The 16,351-nt window shown below is 59.6% G+C and carries 16 protein-coding genes; 4 read left to right on the top strand and 12 right to left on the bottom strand.

Translation table 11 applies throughout. From position 1 onward, the window contains the following. Window positions 1-162: 162 nt before the first annotated feature. From leuB to HZ993_RS07975, 12 genes are all read right to left on the bottom strand, one after another. Entirely contained in the window at window positions 163-1,245 is a 1,083-nt protein-coding gene (leuB, locus tag HZ993_RS08030) for a 3-isopropylmalate dehydrogenase (RefSeq protein WP_209396834.1), read from the bottom strand. A gap of 34 nt (window positions 1,246-1,279) precedes the next feature. Then, entirely contained in the window at window positions 1,280-1,930 is a 651-nt protein-coding gene (gene leuD, locus HZ993_RS08025; RefSeq protein ID WP_209396832.1) for a 3-isopropylmalate dehydratase small subunit, read from the bottom strand. Then, complete coding sequence (locus HZ993_RS08020) at window positions 1,927-2,058, bottom strand: entericidin A/B family lipoprotein (protein ID WP_209396830.1); 132 nt, start codon at window positions 2,056-2,058, stop codon at window positions 1,927-1,929. The genes leuD and HZ993_RS08020 overlap by 4 nt, the downstream gene beginning before the upstream one ends. 27 nt (window positions 2,059-2,085) lie before the next feature. Then, a complete protein-coding gene (gene leuC, locus HZ993_RS08015) occupies window positions 2,086-3,534 on the bottom strand; it encodes a 3-isopropylmalate dehydratase large subunit (protein WP_209396828.1) in 1,449 nt (482 codons plus the stop codon). Between the two features lie 28 nt (window positions 3,535-3,562). Beyond that, window positions 3,563-4,498: a LysR family transcriptional regulator gene (locus HZ993_RS08010; protein WP_209396826.1), complete on the bottom strand. Its 936-nt coding sequence runs from the start codon at window positions 4,496-4,498 to the stop codon at window positions 3,563-3,565. A gap of 232 nt (window positions 4,499-4,730) precedes the next feature. Beyond that, window positions 4,731-6,041 carry a citrate synthase gene (gene gltA / locus HZ993_RS08005; protein ID WP_209396824.1) on the bottom strand — a complete coding sequence of 437 codons (1,311 nt, stop codon included), beginning with the start codon at window positions 6,039-6,041 and terminating at the stop codon, window positions 4,731-4,733. A 10-nt stretch (window positions 6,042-6,051) separates the two neighbouring features. Further along, window positions 6,052-6,342: a succinate dehydrogenase assembly factor 2 gene (locus HZ993_RS08000; protein WP_371816972.1), complete on the bottom strand. Its 291-nt coding sequence runs from the start codon at window positions 6,340-6,342 to the stop codon at window positions 6,052-6,054. 5 nt (window positions 6,343-6,347) lie between these two features. Beyond that, window positions 6,348-7,052 carry a succinate dehydrogenase iron-sulfur subunit gene (locus HZ993_RS07995; protein WP_209396820.1) on the bottom strand — a complete coding sequence of 235 codons (705 nt, stop codon included), beginning with the start codon at window positions 7,050-7,052 and terminating at the stop codon, window positions 6,348-6,350. 15 nt (window positions 7,053-7,067) lie between these two features. Next, window positions 7,068-8,858, bottom strand: a complete 1,791-nt coding sequence (gene sdhA / locus HZ993_RS07990; RefSeq protein ID WP_209396818.1) for a succinate dehydrogenase flavoprotein subunit — start codon at window positions 8,856-8,858, stop codon at window positions 7,068-7,070. Between the two features lie 27 nt (window positions 8,859-8,885). After that, window positions 8,886-9,251 carry a succinate dehydrogenase, hydrophobic membrane anchor protein gene (sdhD, locus tag HZ993_RS07985; protein ID WP_209396816.1) on the bottom strand — a complete coding sequence of 122 codons (366 nt, stop codon included), beginning with the start codon at window positions 9,249-9,251 and terminating at the stop codon, window positions 8,886-8,888. A 51-nt stretch (window positions 9,252-9,302) separates the two neighbouring features. Further along, window positions 9,303-9,746 carry a succinate dehydrogenase, cytochrome b556 subunit gene (sdhC, locus tag HZ993_RS07980; RefSeq protein WP_209396814.1) on the bottom strand — a complete coding sequence of 148 codons (444 nt, stop codon included), beginning with the start codon at window positions 9,744-9,746 and terminating at the stop codon, window positions 9,303-9,305. A gap of 104 nt (window positions 9,747-9,850) precedes the next feature. After that, window positions 9,851-10,627, bottom strand: a complete 777-nt coding sequence (locus HZ993_RS07975) for a GntR family transcriptional regulator (protein WP_245213968.1) — start codon at window positions 10,625-10,627, stop codon at window positions 9,851-9,853. 224 nt (window positions 10,628-10,851) lie between these two features. On the opposite strand from HZ993_RS07975, the gene HZ993_RS07970 reads away from it, so the two are divergent. The 4 genes from HZ993_RS07970 (at window position 10,852) to acnB (ending at window position 16,296) form a co-directional block, all read left to right on the top strand. Next, window positions 10,852-11,838, top strand: a complete 987-nt coding sequence (locus HZ993_RS07970) for a malate dehydrogenase (protein WP_209396810.1) — start codon at window positions 10,852-10,854, stop codon at window positions 11,836-11,838. A 78-nt stretch (window positions 11,839-11,916) separates the two neighbouring features. Then, window positions 11,917-12,987 carry a CoA ester lyase gene (locus HZ993_RS07965; RefSeq protein WP_209396808.1) on the top strand — a complete coding sequence of 357 codons (1,071 nt, stop codon included), beginning with the start codon at window positions 11,917-11,919 and terminating at the stop codon, window positions 12,985-12,987. A gap of 25 nt (window positions 12,988-13,012) precedes the next feature. Continuing rightward, window positions 13,013-13,630 (top strand): hypothetical protein, encoded by a 618-nt coding sequence (locus HZ993_RS07960; protein ID WP_209396806.1) that lies wholly within the window; start codon window positions 13,013-13,015, stop codon window positions 13,628-13,630. Between the two features lie 68 nt (window positions 13,631-13,698). Beyond that, a complete protein-coding gene (acnB, locus tag HZ993_RS07955; protein WP_209396804.1) occupies window positions 13,699-16,296 on the top strand; it encodes a bifunctional aconitate hydratase 2/2-methylisocitrate dehydratase in 2,598 nt (865 codons plus the stop codon). Window positions 16,297-16,351 lie beyond the last annotated feature (55 nt).

Genomic DNA, 16,351 nt, shown 5'->3' with positions numbered 1-16,351 from the left:
GGGGCGCGACGAACCGGGCTTGTTTAGCCTTTAATGGTTGTCGTCTTGGTGGTCGCAGGCAGAGCCGACGGCACACCGGCCCACGCGCCTGTACCGCCGCAGAAGGGCAGTACCAGGGAAACGGGGCGATGGATTTGCATGGGCCGATTGTAAGGCAGATATTTACAGGGCCTTGACAACAGCATCACCCATTTCGCGGGTGCTGACGCGGGTTGTGCCTTCGCTGTAGATGTCGGCCGTGCGCAAGCCTTGTGCCAGCACCTTTTGCACGGCGGCTTCGATACGCAGGGCAGAAGCTTCCTGGTTCAGGCTGAAGCGCAGCATCATGGCCGCACTCAGAATGGTGGCCAGCGGGTTGGCGATGCCCTTGCCTGCAATGTCGGGTGCACTGCCGTGGCTGGGTTCGTACAGGCCCTGGTTGCTGGAATTCAGCGATGCCGAGGGCAGCATGCCAATCGACCCGGTCAACATGGAGGCTTCGTCCGACAGGATGTCGCCAAACATATTGCCGGTGACCACCACGTCAAAACGTTTGGGCGCCTTGACCAGTTGCATGGCGGCGTTGTCCACATACATATGGTCTAGCGCAATGTCGGGGTATTGCAGGCCGACCTCGGAGACCACGTCTTTCCAGAACTGGAAGGTTTCCAGCACATTGGCCTTGTCCACGCTGGTCACGCGACCCTCACTTCCCGATGCCTTGCGCTTGCGCGCCGCCTGGAAAGCTACGTGGGCAATACGCTCGATCTCGGGGCGCGAGTAACGCATGGTGTCATAGGCTTCCTCGGCACCGGGGAAGTGGCCATCGGTGGCTATGCGGCGACCGCGGGGCTGGCCGAAGTAGATGTCGCCGGTCAGTTCGCGAATGATCAGAATGTCCAGGCCGGCAATCAGTTCGGGCTTGAGGCTGGAAGCACCGACCAACTGCTCGTAACAAATGGCGGGACGGAAGTTGGCGAACAGGCCCAGGTTCTTGCGCAGGCCCAGAATGGCCTGTTCGGGGCGCAGCGGGCGGTCCAGCTTGTCGTATTTCCAGTCACCCACGGCGCCGAACAGCACGGCGTCTGCTTCCTTGGCCAGCTTGAGTGTGGACTCAGGCAGGGGATGGCCATGGGCCTCATAGGCGGCACCGCCAACCAGGGCGCTTTCCATTTCCAGGGGCAAGTCCAGAACGTTCAAGACCTTGACGGCTTCGGCGACGATTTCGGTACCAATGCCGTCACCCGGCAACACTGCGATTTTCATGGGGTCCTTAATGTGCTATTGAATTTGTAGCTGCTTAGGCAGACATCGTGCGGGCTAACCACGGTTTTTGTGCAAGACGTTCGGCCTCAAATGCCTTGATCTTGTCCGCGTGGCGCAGGGTCAGGCCGATGTCATCAAAGCCGTTGAGCAGGCAGTATTTGCGAAAAGCCTGCACCTCAAACGGGATTTCTTCACCCTGGGGTTTGACGATGACCTGGCGCTCCAGATCGATGGTGAGCTGGTAGCCGGGGAAGGCCAGAGCCTCACTGAACAACTGGTCCACCAGCGCTTCGCTCAGCACAATAGGTAGCAGGCCGTTCTTGAAGCTGTTGTTGAAGAAGATGTCGGCGTAGCTGGGCGCGATGATGGCACGAAAACCATACTGGTCCAGCGCCCAGGGCGCATGCTCGCGCGACGAGCCGCAGCCAAAGTTCTTGCGCGCCAACAGGATGCTGGCCCCGGCATAACGTGGCTGGTTCAGCACAAAGTCCGGGTTAGGCTTGCGGCTGGTCGGGTCTTGGCCGGGAAAACCCGCGTCCAGGTAGCGCCATTCGTCAAACAGGTTTTGGCCAAAACCGGTCTTGCGGATGGACTTGAGAAACTGCTTGGGAATGATGGCGTCCGTGTCCACGTTCTCGCGGTCCATGGGCGCAATCAGGCCCTTGTGGATGGTGAATTTGTTCATTTTTTCTTCGCCGCGTCTTCGATTTTTTCGCCAACCTTCTGGACGTCCTGTCCCACACCCTTGACGGTGTTACAGGCAGTCAACAGCAACAGGGCGGATGCGCACACAGCGTAAACGATGGTTTTCATGGTGGTTTCCTCTCGGTGGGCTTGGAGTTAACTGAATTTGCGGATGTCAACAAAATGGCCATGGATGGCCGCTGCCGCAGCCATCGCCGGGCTAACCAGGTGGGTGCGTCCACCTGCTCCCTGGCGGCCTTCAAAATTGCGGTTGCTGGTGGAGGCGCAGCGTTCGCCCGGCTCCAAGCGGTCGGCATTCATGGCCAGGCACATGGAGCAACCGGGCTCGCGCCATTCAAAGCCGGCGGCTTTGAAAATTTCGTGCAAACCTTCGCGTTCCGCCTGGTCTTTCACCAAGCCGGAGCCCGGTACCACCATGGCCAGCTTGATGTTTTTGGCCACTTTCTGCCCCAGCTTTTTGACTACGGCTGCGGCTTCACGCATGTCTTCGATGCGGCTGTTGGTACAGGAACCGATGAACACCTTGTCGACAAACAAATCGTTCAAGGCCTTGCCGGGCTCCAGTCCCATATAGGTCAGCGCACGCTCGATGGCTCCGCGTTTGTTGGCGTCTTTTTCCTTGTCCGGGTCTGGCACGCGGGCGTCAATGCCCAGCACCATTTCGGGCGAGGTGCCCCAGGTCACTTGCGGAACGATTTGGGTGGCATCCAGCTCGACCACGGTGTCGAAATGTGCACCGGTGTCGGAGTGCAGTGTTTTCCAGAATGCCACCGCCTGGTCCCATTCCACGGCCGCTGCCTCGGGGCTTGTGGCATTGGCACCGGGGGCCAGGGGGCGTCCCTTGACGTAATCGATAGTTTTTTCATCCACGGCCACCAGGCCCGCGCGTGCACCGGCTTCGATGGCCATGTTGCAGACGGTCATGCGGCCTTCCATGGAGAGGGCGCGTATGGCCGAACCACCAAACTCAATGGTGTAACCGGTGCCACCGGCCGTGCCTATCTTGCCGATGATGGCCAGCACGATGTCCTTGGCGGTAATGCCCTGGGCAACGGCGCCTTCCACTTTCACCAGCATGTTCTTGGCCTTCTTGGCCAACAGGGTTTGCGTGGCCATGACGTGCTCGACCTCGCTGGTGCCAATGCCGTGGGCCAGTGCGCCAAAGGCGCCGTGGGTGGATGTGTGGGAATCGCCGCAGACAACGGTCATGCCAGGCAAGGTCGCGCCGTTTTCAGGCCCGATGACGTGCACGATGCCCTGGCGTTTGGACAGGAACGGGAAGAAGGCCGCGGCGCCAAACTCTTTGATGTTGGCATCCAGGGTGGTGACCTGCTCTTTGCTGGTCGGGTCGGTGATGCCGTCGTACCCCAATTCCCAGCCCGTGGTGGGGGTGTTGTGGTCCGCGGTGGCCACGATGGAACTCACGCGCCAGACCTTGCGGCCCGCCACGCGCAGGCCTTCAAAGGCCTGGGGGCTGGTCACTTCGTGGACCAGGTGGCGGTCGATGTAGAGGATGGACGTGCCGTCTTCCTCGGTGTGGACAACGTGGTCGTCCCAAAGCTTGTCGTAAAGCGTGCGTGCCATGGAGATGTTTTCCTTGTGAAACGGGATTCTAGGCCTTGGCCCCCGGCTGCGGAGGCATGGCGGTGAGGTGGTCCACCAGCAGCCGTGCGGTGTGCGGCAGGGTGGAGAAATCGCGGGCTACTAGCTCGATGCGGCGCGTGGTCCACGCATCGGTCAGGGCCACAGCAGTAAGCCCGCCCGCGCTGTGCATCAGCGTAAAGGCGCGCAAGGGCATGACGCCTATGCCCAGTCCGTTGAGAATCATGCGGCCCATGGCGTCCAGTCCACTGACCTGGATGCGCAGCTTGATGCTTTGCCCCAGCGCGGCCGCGGCCTGGCGCATGGCCACATAGATGGAACTGTTGGAGTGCAGACCCACATGGTCGTAGGCCAGGGTTTCTTCAAAGGCCACGCGGGGCTTGCCAGCCAGCGCATGGCCTGTGGGCACGATGAGCACGAGTTGGTCTTGTCGGTAGGGCAGGGTCTGCAGTTCGCCCACGCCATCGGCCGTGTTGCAGATGCCAAGGTCCGCTGCACCTTCTTGCACCGCGCGCAACACTTCGCTGCTGAGGTGTTCCTCCAGGTCGATCTTGACGCCCTGGTGCGCACGGACGAAGGCACCCAGGTCTTCGGGCAAAAACTGCACCGTGGCCGAGATGCTGGCATGCACCCGCACCTGGCCGCGTACACCGTCGGCGTATTCGCTGAACTCGGACTGCATGCGCTCCAGGCTGAACAACACGGCCCGCGCGTGCTGCAGCAGGTTTTGACCTGCAGGCGTGAGGTGCACACCACGTGAGTGGCGGTGCAAGAGTGCGGTGCCCAACGTGGCCTCCAGATCACTGAGCCGCTTGCTCAGGGCCGAAGGTGCAATGAACTCCCGCTGCGCGGCCTTGCCGATGCTTCCCAGCTCGCAGACAGCGGCAAAGAGCTGAAGCGAGGTCAGGTCCATGCGGCGGGCAAAACTGCGGTCAGGGGTGTTCATGGGATGTCAAAGACATCGCTGATGGCGATGCGTAGGCGTATTTTCCTACAGTATCGGCTGGTTTGCCATCGCGTATGGCGATGGAAGGTATGGTAAACCGTGCTGGCGGATCGTTCTAAGGAAAAATGGCCTGTAGCCCCCGAGAAATATGGATATGTAGCTATCAAAAATATAGCAAATAAAAAGCCCGCCAGCGTTGACCGCTGGCGGGCTTTTGAAGGGAGGCAGCGGATTAGCGTTGTGCGATGGGCGCTACGTCACGCTTTTCAGAGCCGGTGAACAACTGGCGGGGACGGCCGATTTTGTATTCGGGGTCGCCAATCATTTCATTCAACTGCGCAATCCAGCCGACGGTGCGGGCCAGCGCGAAGATGGCGGTGAACAGGCTCACGGGGATACCGATGGCGCGTTGCACGATGCCGGAGTAGAAGTCCACATTGGGGTAGAGCTTGCGTTGCACAAAGTAGTCGTCTTCCAGTGCGATCTTTTCCAGGGCCATGGCCAGCTTGAACAGCGGGTCGTTTTCCAGGCCCAGGGCCGCCAGCACTTCCTTGCAGGTCTCTTGCATGAGCTTGGCGCGAGGGTCGTAGTTCTTGTACACGCGGTGGCCAAAGCCCATCAGCTTGACGCCGGAGCTCTTGTCCTTGACCTTTTCCATGAACTCGCCAACCTTGCTGATGCCACCCATCTTCTGGATGTCTTCCAGCATGTTCAGGCAGGCCTCGTTGGCGCCGCCGTGGGCGGGGCCCCACAGGCAGGCCACACCGGCTGCGATGGCGGCAAACGGGTTGGTACCCGAGCTGCCGCACAGGCGCACGGTGGATGTGGACGCGTTTTGTTCGTGGTCGGCGTGCAGTGTGAAGATGCGGTCCAGCGCACGCTCGATGACGGGATTGACGACATAGGGCTCGCAAGGCGTGGCAAACATCATGTGCATGAAGTTGCCGGCATAGCTCAGGTCGTTCTTGGGGTACATGAAGGGCTGGCCCACACTGTACTTGTAGGCCATGGCCACCAGGGTCGGCATCTTGGCAATCAGACGGATCGCGGAGATGTCGCGGTGCTCGGGGTTGTTGATGTCGGTGCTGTCATGATAGAAGGCCGACAGTGCGCCCACCAGGCCGGTCATGATGGCCATGGGGTGTGCATCACGGCGGAAACCGCGCAGGAAGAACTGCATCTGCTCGTTGACCATGGTGTGCTGGGTCACGCGCCTGGTGAAGTCGGCCTTGCCTGCGGCATCGGGAAGGTTTCCGTACAGCAGCAGGTGACAGGTTTCCATGAAGTCGCAATTGGTGGCCAATTGCTCGATGGGGTAGCCGCGGTACAACAGCTCGCCTTTGTCGCCGTCGATGTAAGTAATCGCTGACTGGCACGCCGCCGTGGACAAAAAGCCCGGGTCGTAGGTAAACATTCCGGTTTGCGCGTAGAGCTTGCGGATGTCTACGACATCGGGTCCGACACTACCCTGGTACACCGGCAGTTCAACGCTGGGGCTGCCATTACTGAAGGACAGTGTGGCTTTGTTGTCAGCTAATTTCATTTTCGACCTTTCAACAGTTTTTTCTCAACATACTCAAAACTTCGTGCACACCGTCTTCGCGGTCTAATGTCTCTGATACCTGTGCCAACGATTTACGTGCCAATTGCACGTCCAGCAAGTCGTTGTCGCTCAAATCCATCAACAGGCCCAATGCGTGGCCCTGGCGTACGGTCAGCGACGCGCTGAAGCTTTTAAAGAACCGCTCGATGAATAAATCGTTCTCCAGCAACCCGCGGCGGCAGCGCCACCGCAGCTTGCTCAGGGCCCGTTCATCCAGCAGCTCGTCTTCAACGTGTGGCATGCTCATCAGACAGTACGCATCACCATCATTTCCTTGATCTTGCCAATCGCCTTGGTGGGGTTGAGTCCCTTGGGGCACACATCCACACAGTTCATGATGGTGTGGCAGCGGAACAGGCGGTAGGGGTCTTCCAGGTTGTCCAGGCGTTCACCAGTGGCCTGGTCGCGGCTGTCGGCCAGGAAGCGGTAGGCCTGCAGCAAACCGGCGGGGCCTACAAACTTGTCCGGGTTCCACCAGAAGCTGGGGCAGCTCGTGGAGCAGCTCGCGCACAGAATACATTCGTACAGGCCGTTGAGCTCTTCGCGCTCTTCGGGGCTCTGCAGGCGTTCTTTCTCGGGCGGAACGGTGTCGTTGATCAAATAGGGCTTGATCGAGTTGTACTGCTTGAAGAACTGTGTCATGTCCACGATCAGATCGCGGATCACGGGCAGGCCGGGCAGGGGCTTCAACACAATTTTGCCGGGCAGTGTCAGCATATTGGTCAGGCAGGCCAGACCATTCTTGCCGTTGATGTTCATGGCGTCCGAACCACACACACCTTCACGGCACGAGCGGCGGAAAGAGATGGTGGGGTCCACGGCCTTGAGCTTCATCAAAGCGTCAAGCAACATGCGTTCGTGGCCGTCGAGTTCGACCTCGATGTCCTGCATATAAGGCTTGGCGTCCTTGTCTGGATCGTAGCGGTAGATGGAGAAAGTGCGTTTGGTCATGTTCTGTTTCTCGCTTTAGAAGGTGCGGACTTTTAAGGGCACGGAATCAACCGTCAGCGGTTTCATTTGCACGGGCTTATAGGTCAGCGAATTGCTCTCGCTGTGCCACAGCGTGTGTTTGTGCCATTCAACGTCGTTGCGGCCGTTGGGGTGTTCGGGGCTGTCGCTGTAGTCGTCCACGGTGTGGGCACCGCGGCTTTCGTGGCGGGCGGCAGCGGACACGATGGTGGCCTGTGCGGCTTCGATCAGGTTGTCCACTTCCAGCGCTTCGATACGTGCAGTGTTGAAGACTTTGGACTTGTCCTTCAGCGTGATGGCGTCGACGCGCTTGCGCAGCTCGGCAATCTTGACCACGCCTTCGTCCATGCTCTTTTGCGTCCGGAACACACCGGCGTGCAACTGCATGCTGGCGCGCAGGTCGTCGGCCACGTTTTGTGCGTATTCACCCGTCGTGGAATTGTCCAGGCGTGCCAGGCGTTCCAACGTGCGGTCTGCCGCGTCCTTGGGCAGCGGCTTGTGCGCCTTGGTCTTGCTTGCAAAGTCGACGATGTGGTTGCCCGCCGCGCGGCCAAACACCAGCAGGTCCAGCAGCGAATTGGTGCCCAGGCGGTTGGCGCCGTGCACGCTGACACAAGAGCATTCACCGACCGCGTAGAGGCCATTCACCACGGCGTTGTGCACATCACCCTTGGGCGTGACAACCTGGCCGTTGATGTTGGTGGGGATGCCACCCATCTGGTAGTGGATCGTGGGTACCACGGGGATGGGTTCGCGGGTGATATCCACGTTTGCGAAATTGACGCCAATCTCGTACACCGACGGCAGGCGCTTGTGGATGGTCTCGGCTCCCAGGTGGTCGAGCTTCAGCAGCACGTAGTCTTTGTTGGGACCGCAGCCACGGCCTTCCTTGATTTCCTGGTCCATGGAGCGGGACACGAAATCGCGTGGTGCCAAGTCTTTCAGCGTGGGTGCATAACGCTCCATGAAGCGTTCGCCATTGCTGTTCAGCAGAATTGCGCCCTCGCCGCGGCAGCCTTCGGTCAGCAGCACACCAGCGCCGGCTACGCCGGTTGGGTGGAATTGCCAGAACTCCATGTCTTGCAAAGGGATGCCGGCGCGCGCCGCCATGCCCAGGCCGTCGCCGGTGTTGATGAAGGCATTGGTGGAGGCCGCAAAAATACGTCCCGCGCCGCCGGTGGCCAGCAGTACGGTCTTGGCGTGCAACACATGCAGATCGCCGGTTTCCATTTCCAGGGCAGTGACGCCCACCACATCGCCTTCGGCGTCGCGAATCAGGTCCAGTGCCATCCACTCCACGAAGAAGCTGGTTTTGGCTGCAACGTTCTGTTGGTACAGCGTATGCAGCATGGCGTGTCCGGTGCGGTCGGCCGCGGCGCAGGCGCGTTCAACAGCCTTTTCACCGTAGTTGGCGGTGTGGCCACCAAACGGACGCTGGTAAATCGTGCCGTCGGGGTTGCGGTCAAACGGCATGCCCATGTGTTCCAGGTCATACACGACCTTGGGGGCTTCGCGGCACATGAATTCGATGGCGTCCTGGTCGCCCAGCCAGTCCGAACCTTTGACGGTGTCGTAGAAGTGGTAGTGCCAGTTGTCGTCGTTCATATTGCCCAGCGATGCACCAATGCCGCCTTGGGCAGCCACGGTGTGTGAACGGGTGGGGAATACTTTGGACAACACCGCCACATTCAAACCGGCACGTGCCAGTTGCAGCGATGCGCGCATGCCGGAGCCGCCGGCGCCGACGATAACGACGTCAAATTTTCGAGTTACAGGGGAGTAGGTCATGGGTTCAATCTCTATTGTTCGGTGGAATCAAAGGCGCCACAGGACCTGGATGGCCCAGCCTGCGCAGGCAACAAGCCAGACAATGGAGAACACTTGGAGTGCCAGCCGCACATAAACGGGCTGGATGTAATCCATGAAGATTTCGCGCATGCCCACCCAGGCGTGGTACAGCAGGGAGATGATGACGCAGAAGGTCAGGGTCTTCATCCACTGCGTGGAGAAGATGCCGGCCCATTTGTCGTAGCCCATAGGGCCTTTGCTCAAGAGGACTTGGCCCAACACGATCAGTGTGAAGAGAGCCATCAGCAGGCCGGTGACGCGCTGGGCCAGCCAGTCGCGCAGACCATAGTGCGCGCCGACAACAACGCGCTTGGATCCATAGTTAACAGACATGTTCAGTTCCTGGTTTTAAAAATCGTATGCAGAAGCGGCGGGATGTTGCGATCAGTACAGACCGAACAGCTTGGCGCCGAAAACGACGGTCAGGCCCAGGCTCAGCACCAAGGTCCATTGGGCGGTCGAGCGGCCCGCTTCTTTGCTGACCGTGTGGAACAGGTCCATGCGGATGTGGCGCAAACCGGCAAAGAAATGGTGCAGGTAGGACCAGATCAGCAACAGGGCTGCCAGCTTGACGATGAAACCGGGAACAAAACCAATACCGTGGTTGAACGCGGAGGTAAACCGCGCAAACGAATATTCGGAGCTGACGGATGTGTCAAACATCCAGATGATGAAGGGCATCAACAAAAACATGAACAACCCGCTGCCACGGTGCAAGATGGACACGATGGCTGCCACGGTCATGCGATACGTTGGCAAGTCTTTGAAGGCGTTGATGTTGCGGAACTCGGGCCGCTTGGCCCGGGTGGATGAGGGGAGCTCAGACATGGAGGGGCTTTCTGTGTAGGTAACCGTATGTAATTATTGCCGTGACGGACCAAAATTCTATTGCACTGCAGCAGGCTGACGCCGGACTTGCAGCAACAACCTGTTCAATTTAACGCATTTCGATAGTAATGTTTGCTGGTCAGGTACAAGCCCCGGCGCATCTCCATGGGGGCGTCGTTGTAGGTGTAGGCAATACGCTCCACGCTCAGTAGCGGTGTTTTTGCATCGGTTTTGAGTAGTTCACATTGCTCGGCGTCGGGTAGAACTGCGCGGATTTTTTCTTCGGCGCGCACCATGCGCACATCAAATTCGGTTTCGAACAACGCGTACATGGGGCCGTTGTAGTCCCGCAGCCGCTCAGCCGTCAAGCCTTTAAACGGCGCAGCAGGCAGCCACAGGTCTTCCAGAATGGTGGGAATGTTGGCAAAGGACAGTACGCGGCGCACCTGCAGCACGGCGTCGCCGGTGCGAATGGCCAGCGCCTTGGCCACCTCTACCGAGGCCCGCGTGCGCTTGCAATCGATGATGTGGCGCTGGGCCGGGCCCTCGCTGTTCGGATCACCGTTGTCGGGAATCAGCTTGAGGAAGCGGTACTGTATCTGGCGTTCGGCGTGGGTGGCTACAAACGTACCCTTGCCCTGGCGGCGCACCAGCAGGTTCTCAGCAGCCAACTCGTCGATGGCTTTGCGCACGGTCCCCTGGCTGACCTTGAAACGACCGGCCAGTTCGATCTCGCTGGGTATGGCCGTGCTGGGTTTCCATTCGCCAGCTTGCAGGCTTTGCAGTATCAAAACCTTGATCTGCTGGTACAGGGGGCTGAACGCTGGCGTGGCGGGTGCAGACAGGGCCACACCGCCGGTCTCGGGTTCGCCGGCGGACATATTGGTACTCTGCAGTGTGGACGTTGCGGACATGCGTGGGCTTCTGTAAGTCAGCTTGGAGTCAGTCTCGAAATCATGTGCAATCATATCTTATATAAGACATAAGACAAATTGACTTTGTGACTATTTCAAGGGTAAACTCTGAGACATTCTGAAGGATTCAGCCCTTTTGCTTGGGTCCACGAACAGTCGCCGTTTTTACAACACTTCCTGGAGTTATCACCATGAGCAAAAAGCCCGTTCGCGTTGCCGTCACCGGAGCAGCCGGTCAAATTGGATACGCCATTCTGTTCCGCATCGCCTCTGGCGAAATGTTGGGCAAAGACCAGCCCGTGGTGTTGAGCCTGCTGGAAGTGCCGGTTGAAAAAGCCCAGCAAGCCCTGCAGGGCGTGATCATGGAACTGCAAGACTGCGCATTCCCGCTGCTGGTGGGTATTGAAGCGCACAGCGATCCGCTGGCTGCTTTCAAGGATGTGGACTACGCACTGCTGATCGGTTCGCGCCCCCGTGGCCCTGGCATGGAGCGTGCCGAACTGCTGGCCGTCAACGCAGAAATCTTCACCGCGCAGGGCAAGGCCCTGAACGCTGTGGCCAGCCGCAATGTCAAGGTGCTGGTGGTCGGCAACCCCGCCAACACCAATGCCTACATCGCCATGAAGAGCGCGCCTGATCTGCCACGCAAGAACTTCACCGCCATGCTGCGCCTGGACCACAACCGTGCCCTGAGCCAGATCGCCGCCAAGACCGGCAAGGCCGTGGCCGACATTGAGAAGATGACCGTGTGGGGCAACCACTCGCCCACCATGTACGCCGACTACCGCTTCGCCACCATCAATGGTGAAAGCGTCAAGGCCATGATCAACGACGAAGTCTGGAACAAAGATACCTTCCTGCCCACCGTAGGCAAGCGCGGCGCGGCCATCATCGCCGCCCGTGGCGTGTCCTCCGCCGCGTCCGCTGCCAACGCGGCCATCGACCACATGCGCGACTGGGCGCTGGGCACCAATGGCAAGTGGGTCACCATGGGTATCCCATCGGATGGCCAGTACGGCATCCCCAAGGACACCATGTTTGGCTTTGCCGTGACCTGCGAAGGCGGCGAATACAAGCTGGTGGAAGGCCTGGAAGTGGACGCGTTCTCGCAAGAGCGTATCAACGTCACGCTGAAAGAACTGCAAGACGAGCAAGCTGGCGTCGCCCACCTGCTGTAATAAGCGAAAGTGACCGTGCGCAGCGCTGGGCCGCCCCAAGCAAGCACAGCCCCCTTGGGGGGCAGCGCAGCACATGGAATGGCAAGCGTGGGGGCTCAACACCCCCGCGACGTACTCTTGGGCGCCCAGGGCGCGGCAGGCATATTGCCTGTTTGCGACCACTACAGCGGTGTCGAAGCGCGGATGGTCAAAAGCCTGCAGCTGCAGGCGGAGATGGCACAAGAGTTCGGTGTCTGCGTGTTTGACGTGACACTGGACTGCGAAGACGGAGCGCCCGTTGGCGGTGAGCGTGATCAGGCAAATCTGGTCGTAGCCCTCGCCAATGCTGCACATGCCGCTCCTGATTTGGTAGCAAGTAAGCTGAAGCGTCGCATTGGCGCCCGCCTGCACGCGGTGGACCACCCAGCTTTTGCGGCGGATGTGGACATCGTTATGGGCGGTGCAGCCCAATCCCTGAGTTACATCATGGTTCCCAAGGTGGAGTCACTGGCCGATGTGCAGACTGCCGTTGCCGCCATCGACGCTGCCGTGCGGCCCGGCCAGCGGGACGGCGATGTACCACTGCATGTGTTGATCGAATCCCCAGCGGCCGCGCACAGGGCGTTTGAGATTGCGGCCCATCCCCGGGTCCAGTCCATCAGTTTTGGCCTGATGGATTTTGTATCGGCCCACGCCGGCGCCATCCCCCACACGGCCATGGGTGTGCGTGCTGCAGACGATGCAGTCACGCTGGACCAATTCCACCACCCCTTGGTCGTACGGGCCAAGCTGGATATCGCCAGCGCCTGCCATGCGTCGGGCAAGGTTCCATCCCACTGTGTGGTGACGGAGCTGCGTGATACCAGTGTGATTGAACGCTCCGCACAGATTGCAGCCATGTCCTTTGGTTACACGCGGATGTGGAGCATCCACCCATCCCAAATCCGCCCCATCCTGCGGGCCTTTACGCCGTCAGAGGCTGAGATTGACTTGGCTGCACGCATCGTCGAGCAGGCCATTGCGGCGGATTGGGCTCCCATCGCGGTCGATGGCAAATTACACGACCGCGCAAGTTTTCGGTATTTTTGGCAGGTGCTGGAGCGGGCCCACCAAACCGGATGCACCGTTCCTGAGCCGATGCGCCAGTATTTCCCGTCTCGGGTTCACTAATATAAAAACGAGGACACAACTTTCCATGACGAATAAATTCACACCCGGCCTGCTGTTGTTGGCACTGGCCATGGCTTTTCCGGCGGTTGCGGCCGATAAACCCACCGCCAAGGCGGCTGCCAAAGCCACCCATACCCCCGCAAGGGGTGCCGCGCGTGCGCTGGCGGCAGAACAAGTAGCCATGACGCCTGTGGTGTTGTCGCCCGAGCAAATGGGGATCGCCGAAAAGGTGCTGGTCGGCAAAATCAACTGCGAATTGGGTTCGGTGGTGCTGATGACGCATGACGAGCATTCGCCAGGGCGCTTCTTTCTGGATATGGGTAACAAACGTTACACCATGCTGCCCGTGGTGACCAGCACCGGAGCCGTGCGCCTGGAAGAAGAATCCAGCGGCGCGGTGTGGATACAGCTGGGCAACAAGTCCATGTTGATGAACCAGAAAGAAGGCAAACGCCTGGCGGACGAATGTATGAACCCCGACCAGTTGCTGGTGGCCCAAGCGCTGGAGCGCAACCCGCAGCCTGGTTTGCTGGACGCTCCCAAGGACGCTTTGGTGCCCATTGGTGCCGGTGGAGCCGTGCAGGAGCTGGTTCCCAACCCCGAGCCACCACCCAAGGCCAAGGCCAAGAAAAAATCAAAATAGATAGCAGTCCAGTCCCTTTTGACGGGGGCTGGCGAGTAATTTGTGTTGCATAAGAAGGAGTAAATACGATGTTGAAAGCCTACCGTGACCATGTGGCCGAACGTGCCGCCCTGGGTATCCCGCCGCTGCCCTTGTCTGCCAAGCAAACCGGTGAACTGATTGAGTTGTTGAAGGCGCCACCTGCAGGCGAAGAAGCCTTTCTGGTAGACCTGATCACCCACCGCGTGCCCGCCGGTGTGGACGATGCCGCCAAGGTCAAGGCCAGCTACTTGGCCGCTGTGGCCCATGGCACTGAAAAGTGTGCCCTGATCTCCCGCGCCCGCGCTACCGAACTGCTGGGCACCATGCTGGGCGGCTACAACATCAGCCCCATGGTCGATTTGCTGGACGATGCAGCCGTGGCTGCCGAGGCCGCTGAAGGCCTGAAGAAAACCCTGCTGATGTTCGACCAGTTCCATGACGTCAAGGAAAAGGCCGACAAGGGCAACACTTTTGCCAAGGCGGTTTTGCAAAGCTGGGCCGATGCCGAGTGGTTCACCAGCCGCCCCGAAGTACCCCAGTCCATCACCGTCACCATCCTCAAAGTGACCGGCGAGACCAATACCGACGACCTGTCGCCCGCGCCCGATGCCTGGAGCCGCCCCGATATCCCGCTGCACGCCTTGGCTATGTTGAAGAACAAGCGCGACGGCATCACGCCCGAAGAAGACGGCAAACGCGGCCCCATCAAGTTCATCGAAGACCTGCGCGCGCGTGGCAACCTGGTGGCTTATGTGGGTGACGTGGTGGGTACCGGCTCCAGCCGCAAGTCCGCCACCAACTCCGTGTTGTGGTTCACTGGTGAAGACATCCCCTATGTGCCGAACAAGCGCTTTGGCGGCGTCTGCTTGGGTACCAAGATTGCCCCTATCTTCTACAACACCATGGAAGATGCAGGCGCTCTGCCCATCGAACTGGATGTGAATTCCATGAACATGGGTGACGTGGTCGAGTTGCGCCCCTACGACGGCAAGGCCTTCAAGGAAGGCAAGGAAATCGCATCCTTCCAGGTCAAGAGTGATGTGTTGTTTGACGAAGTACGCGCCGGTGGCCGTATCCCCCTGATCATCGGCCGTGGACTGACTGCCAAGGCACGCGAAGCCCTGGGCTTGAAGCCCTCCACATTGTTCCGCCTGCCGCAGAACCCGGTGGATACCAAGAAAGGTTTCAGCCTGGCGCAGAAGATGGTCGGACGTGCTTGTGGTCTGCCCGAAGGCCAAGGCGTGCGCCCTGGTACCTATTGCGAACCCAAGATGACCTCGGTTGGTTCGCAAGACACCACCGGCCCCATGACCCGCGACGAGCTGAAAGACCTGGCCTGCCTGGGCTTCAGCGCTGATCTGGTGATGCAATCCTTCTGCCACACGGCAGCGTACCCCAAGCCCGTGGACGTGAAGATGCACCACGAGTTGCCCGACTTCATCAGCACCCGCGGCGGTATCTCGCTGCGCCCTGGCGACGGCGTGATCCACAGCTGGTTGAACCGTCTGCTGTTGCCTGATACGGTGGGCACCGGCGGTGACAGCCACACCCGTTTCCCCATTGGTATCAGCTTCCCTGCGGGCTCCGGCCTGGTGGCGTTTGCGGCTGCTACGGGTGTGATGCCCCTGGACATGCCTGAGTCTGTCTTGGTGCGTTTCAAGGGCAAGATGCAAAACGGCGTGACCCTGCGTGACCTGGTCAACGCGATCCCGCTGTACGCCATCAAGGCCGGTCTGCTCACCGTCGAGAAGAAGGGCAAGAAGAACATCTTCTCGGGCCGCATTCTCGAAATCGAAGGTCTGCCAGACCTGAAAGTGGAACAGGCGTTTGAGTTGTCCGATGCATCGGCCGAGCGCTCTGCTGCCGGTTGCACCGTGCACCTGAACAAAGAGCCCATCATCGAATACGTCAACAGCAACATCACCATGATGAAGTGGATGATTGCCAATGGTTATTCCGATGCCCGCACACTGGCCCGCCGTATTGCCGCGCAAGAAGCCTGGTTGAAAAACCCCGAATTGCTCAAGGGCGACGCGGATGCGGACTACGCAGCGGTTATTGAAATTGACCTGGCCGATATCCACGAACCCATCGTGGCCTGCCCCAACGATCCAGATGATGTCAAGACATTGGCCGACGTGGCGGGCGCCAAGATCGACGAGGTGTTCATCGGCTCCTGCATGACCAACATCGGCCACTTCCGCGCAGCGTCCAAGCTGTTGGAAAACAAGCGCGACATCCCGGTCAAGCTGTGGGTCGCCCCACCGACCAAGATGGACGCCAAACAACTGAGCGACGAAGGCCACTACGGTGTGCTGGGCAGCGCCGGTGCGCGTATGGAAATGCCGGGCTGCAGCCTGTGTATGGGTAACCAGGCGCAGGTGAAGGAGGGCGCAACCGTGTTCTCCACCTCCACCCGCAACTTCCCCAACCGCCTGGGCAAAAACAGCAATGTGTACCTGGGTTCTGCCGAACTGGCGGCCATCTGCTCCAAGCTGGGTCGTATTCCGACCAAGGAAGAGTACCTGGCCGATATGGGTGTGCTCACCGCGGCAAGCGACAAGGTGTACCAGTATTTGAGCTTTGACAAGATTGACGACTACACCGAGTCCGCGGCCACTGTGAAAGATGGCGTCGCTGTCTAAAGCCTGCATTCGCTAGCATTGACTTCTAAAAACCCCGTGGTTCAGGCCACGGGGT

The sequence above is a fragment of the Rhodoferax sp. AJA081-3 genome, assembly GCF_017798165.1.
In the GTDB taxonomy this organism is placed as follows: domain Bacteria; phylum Pseudomonadota; class Gammaproteobacteria; order Burkholderiales; family Burkholderiaceae_C; genus Allorhodoferax.
Note: the sequence above shows the minus strand (reverse complement) of the source record. Positions and strands in the feature narration are given on the sequence as shown.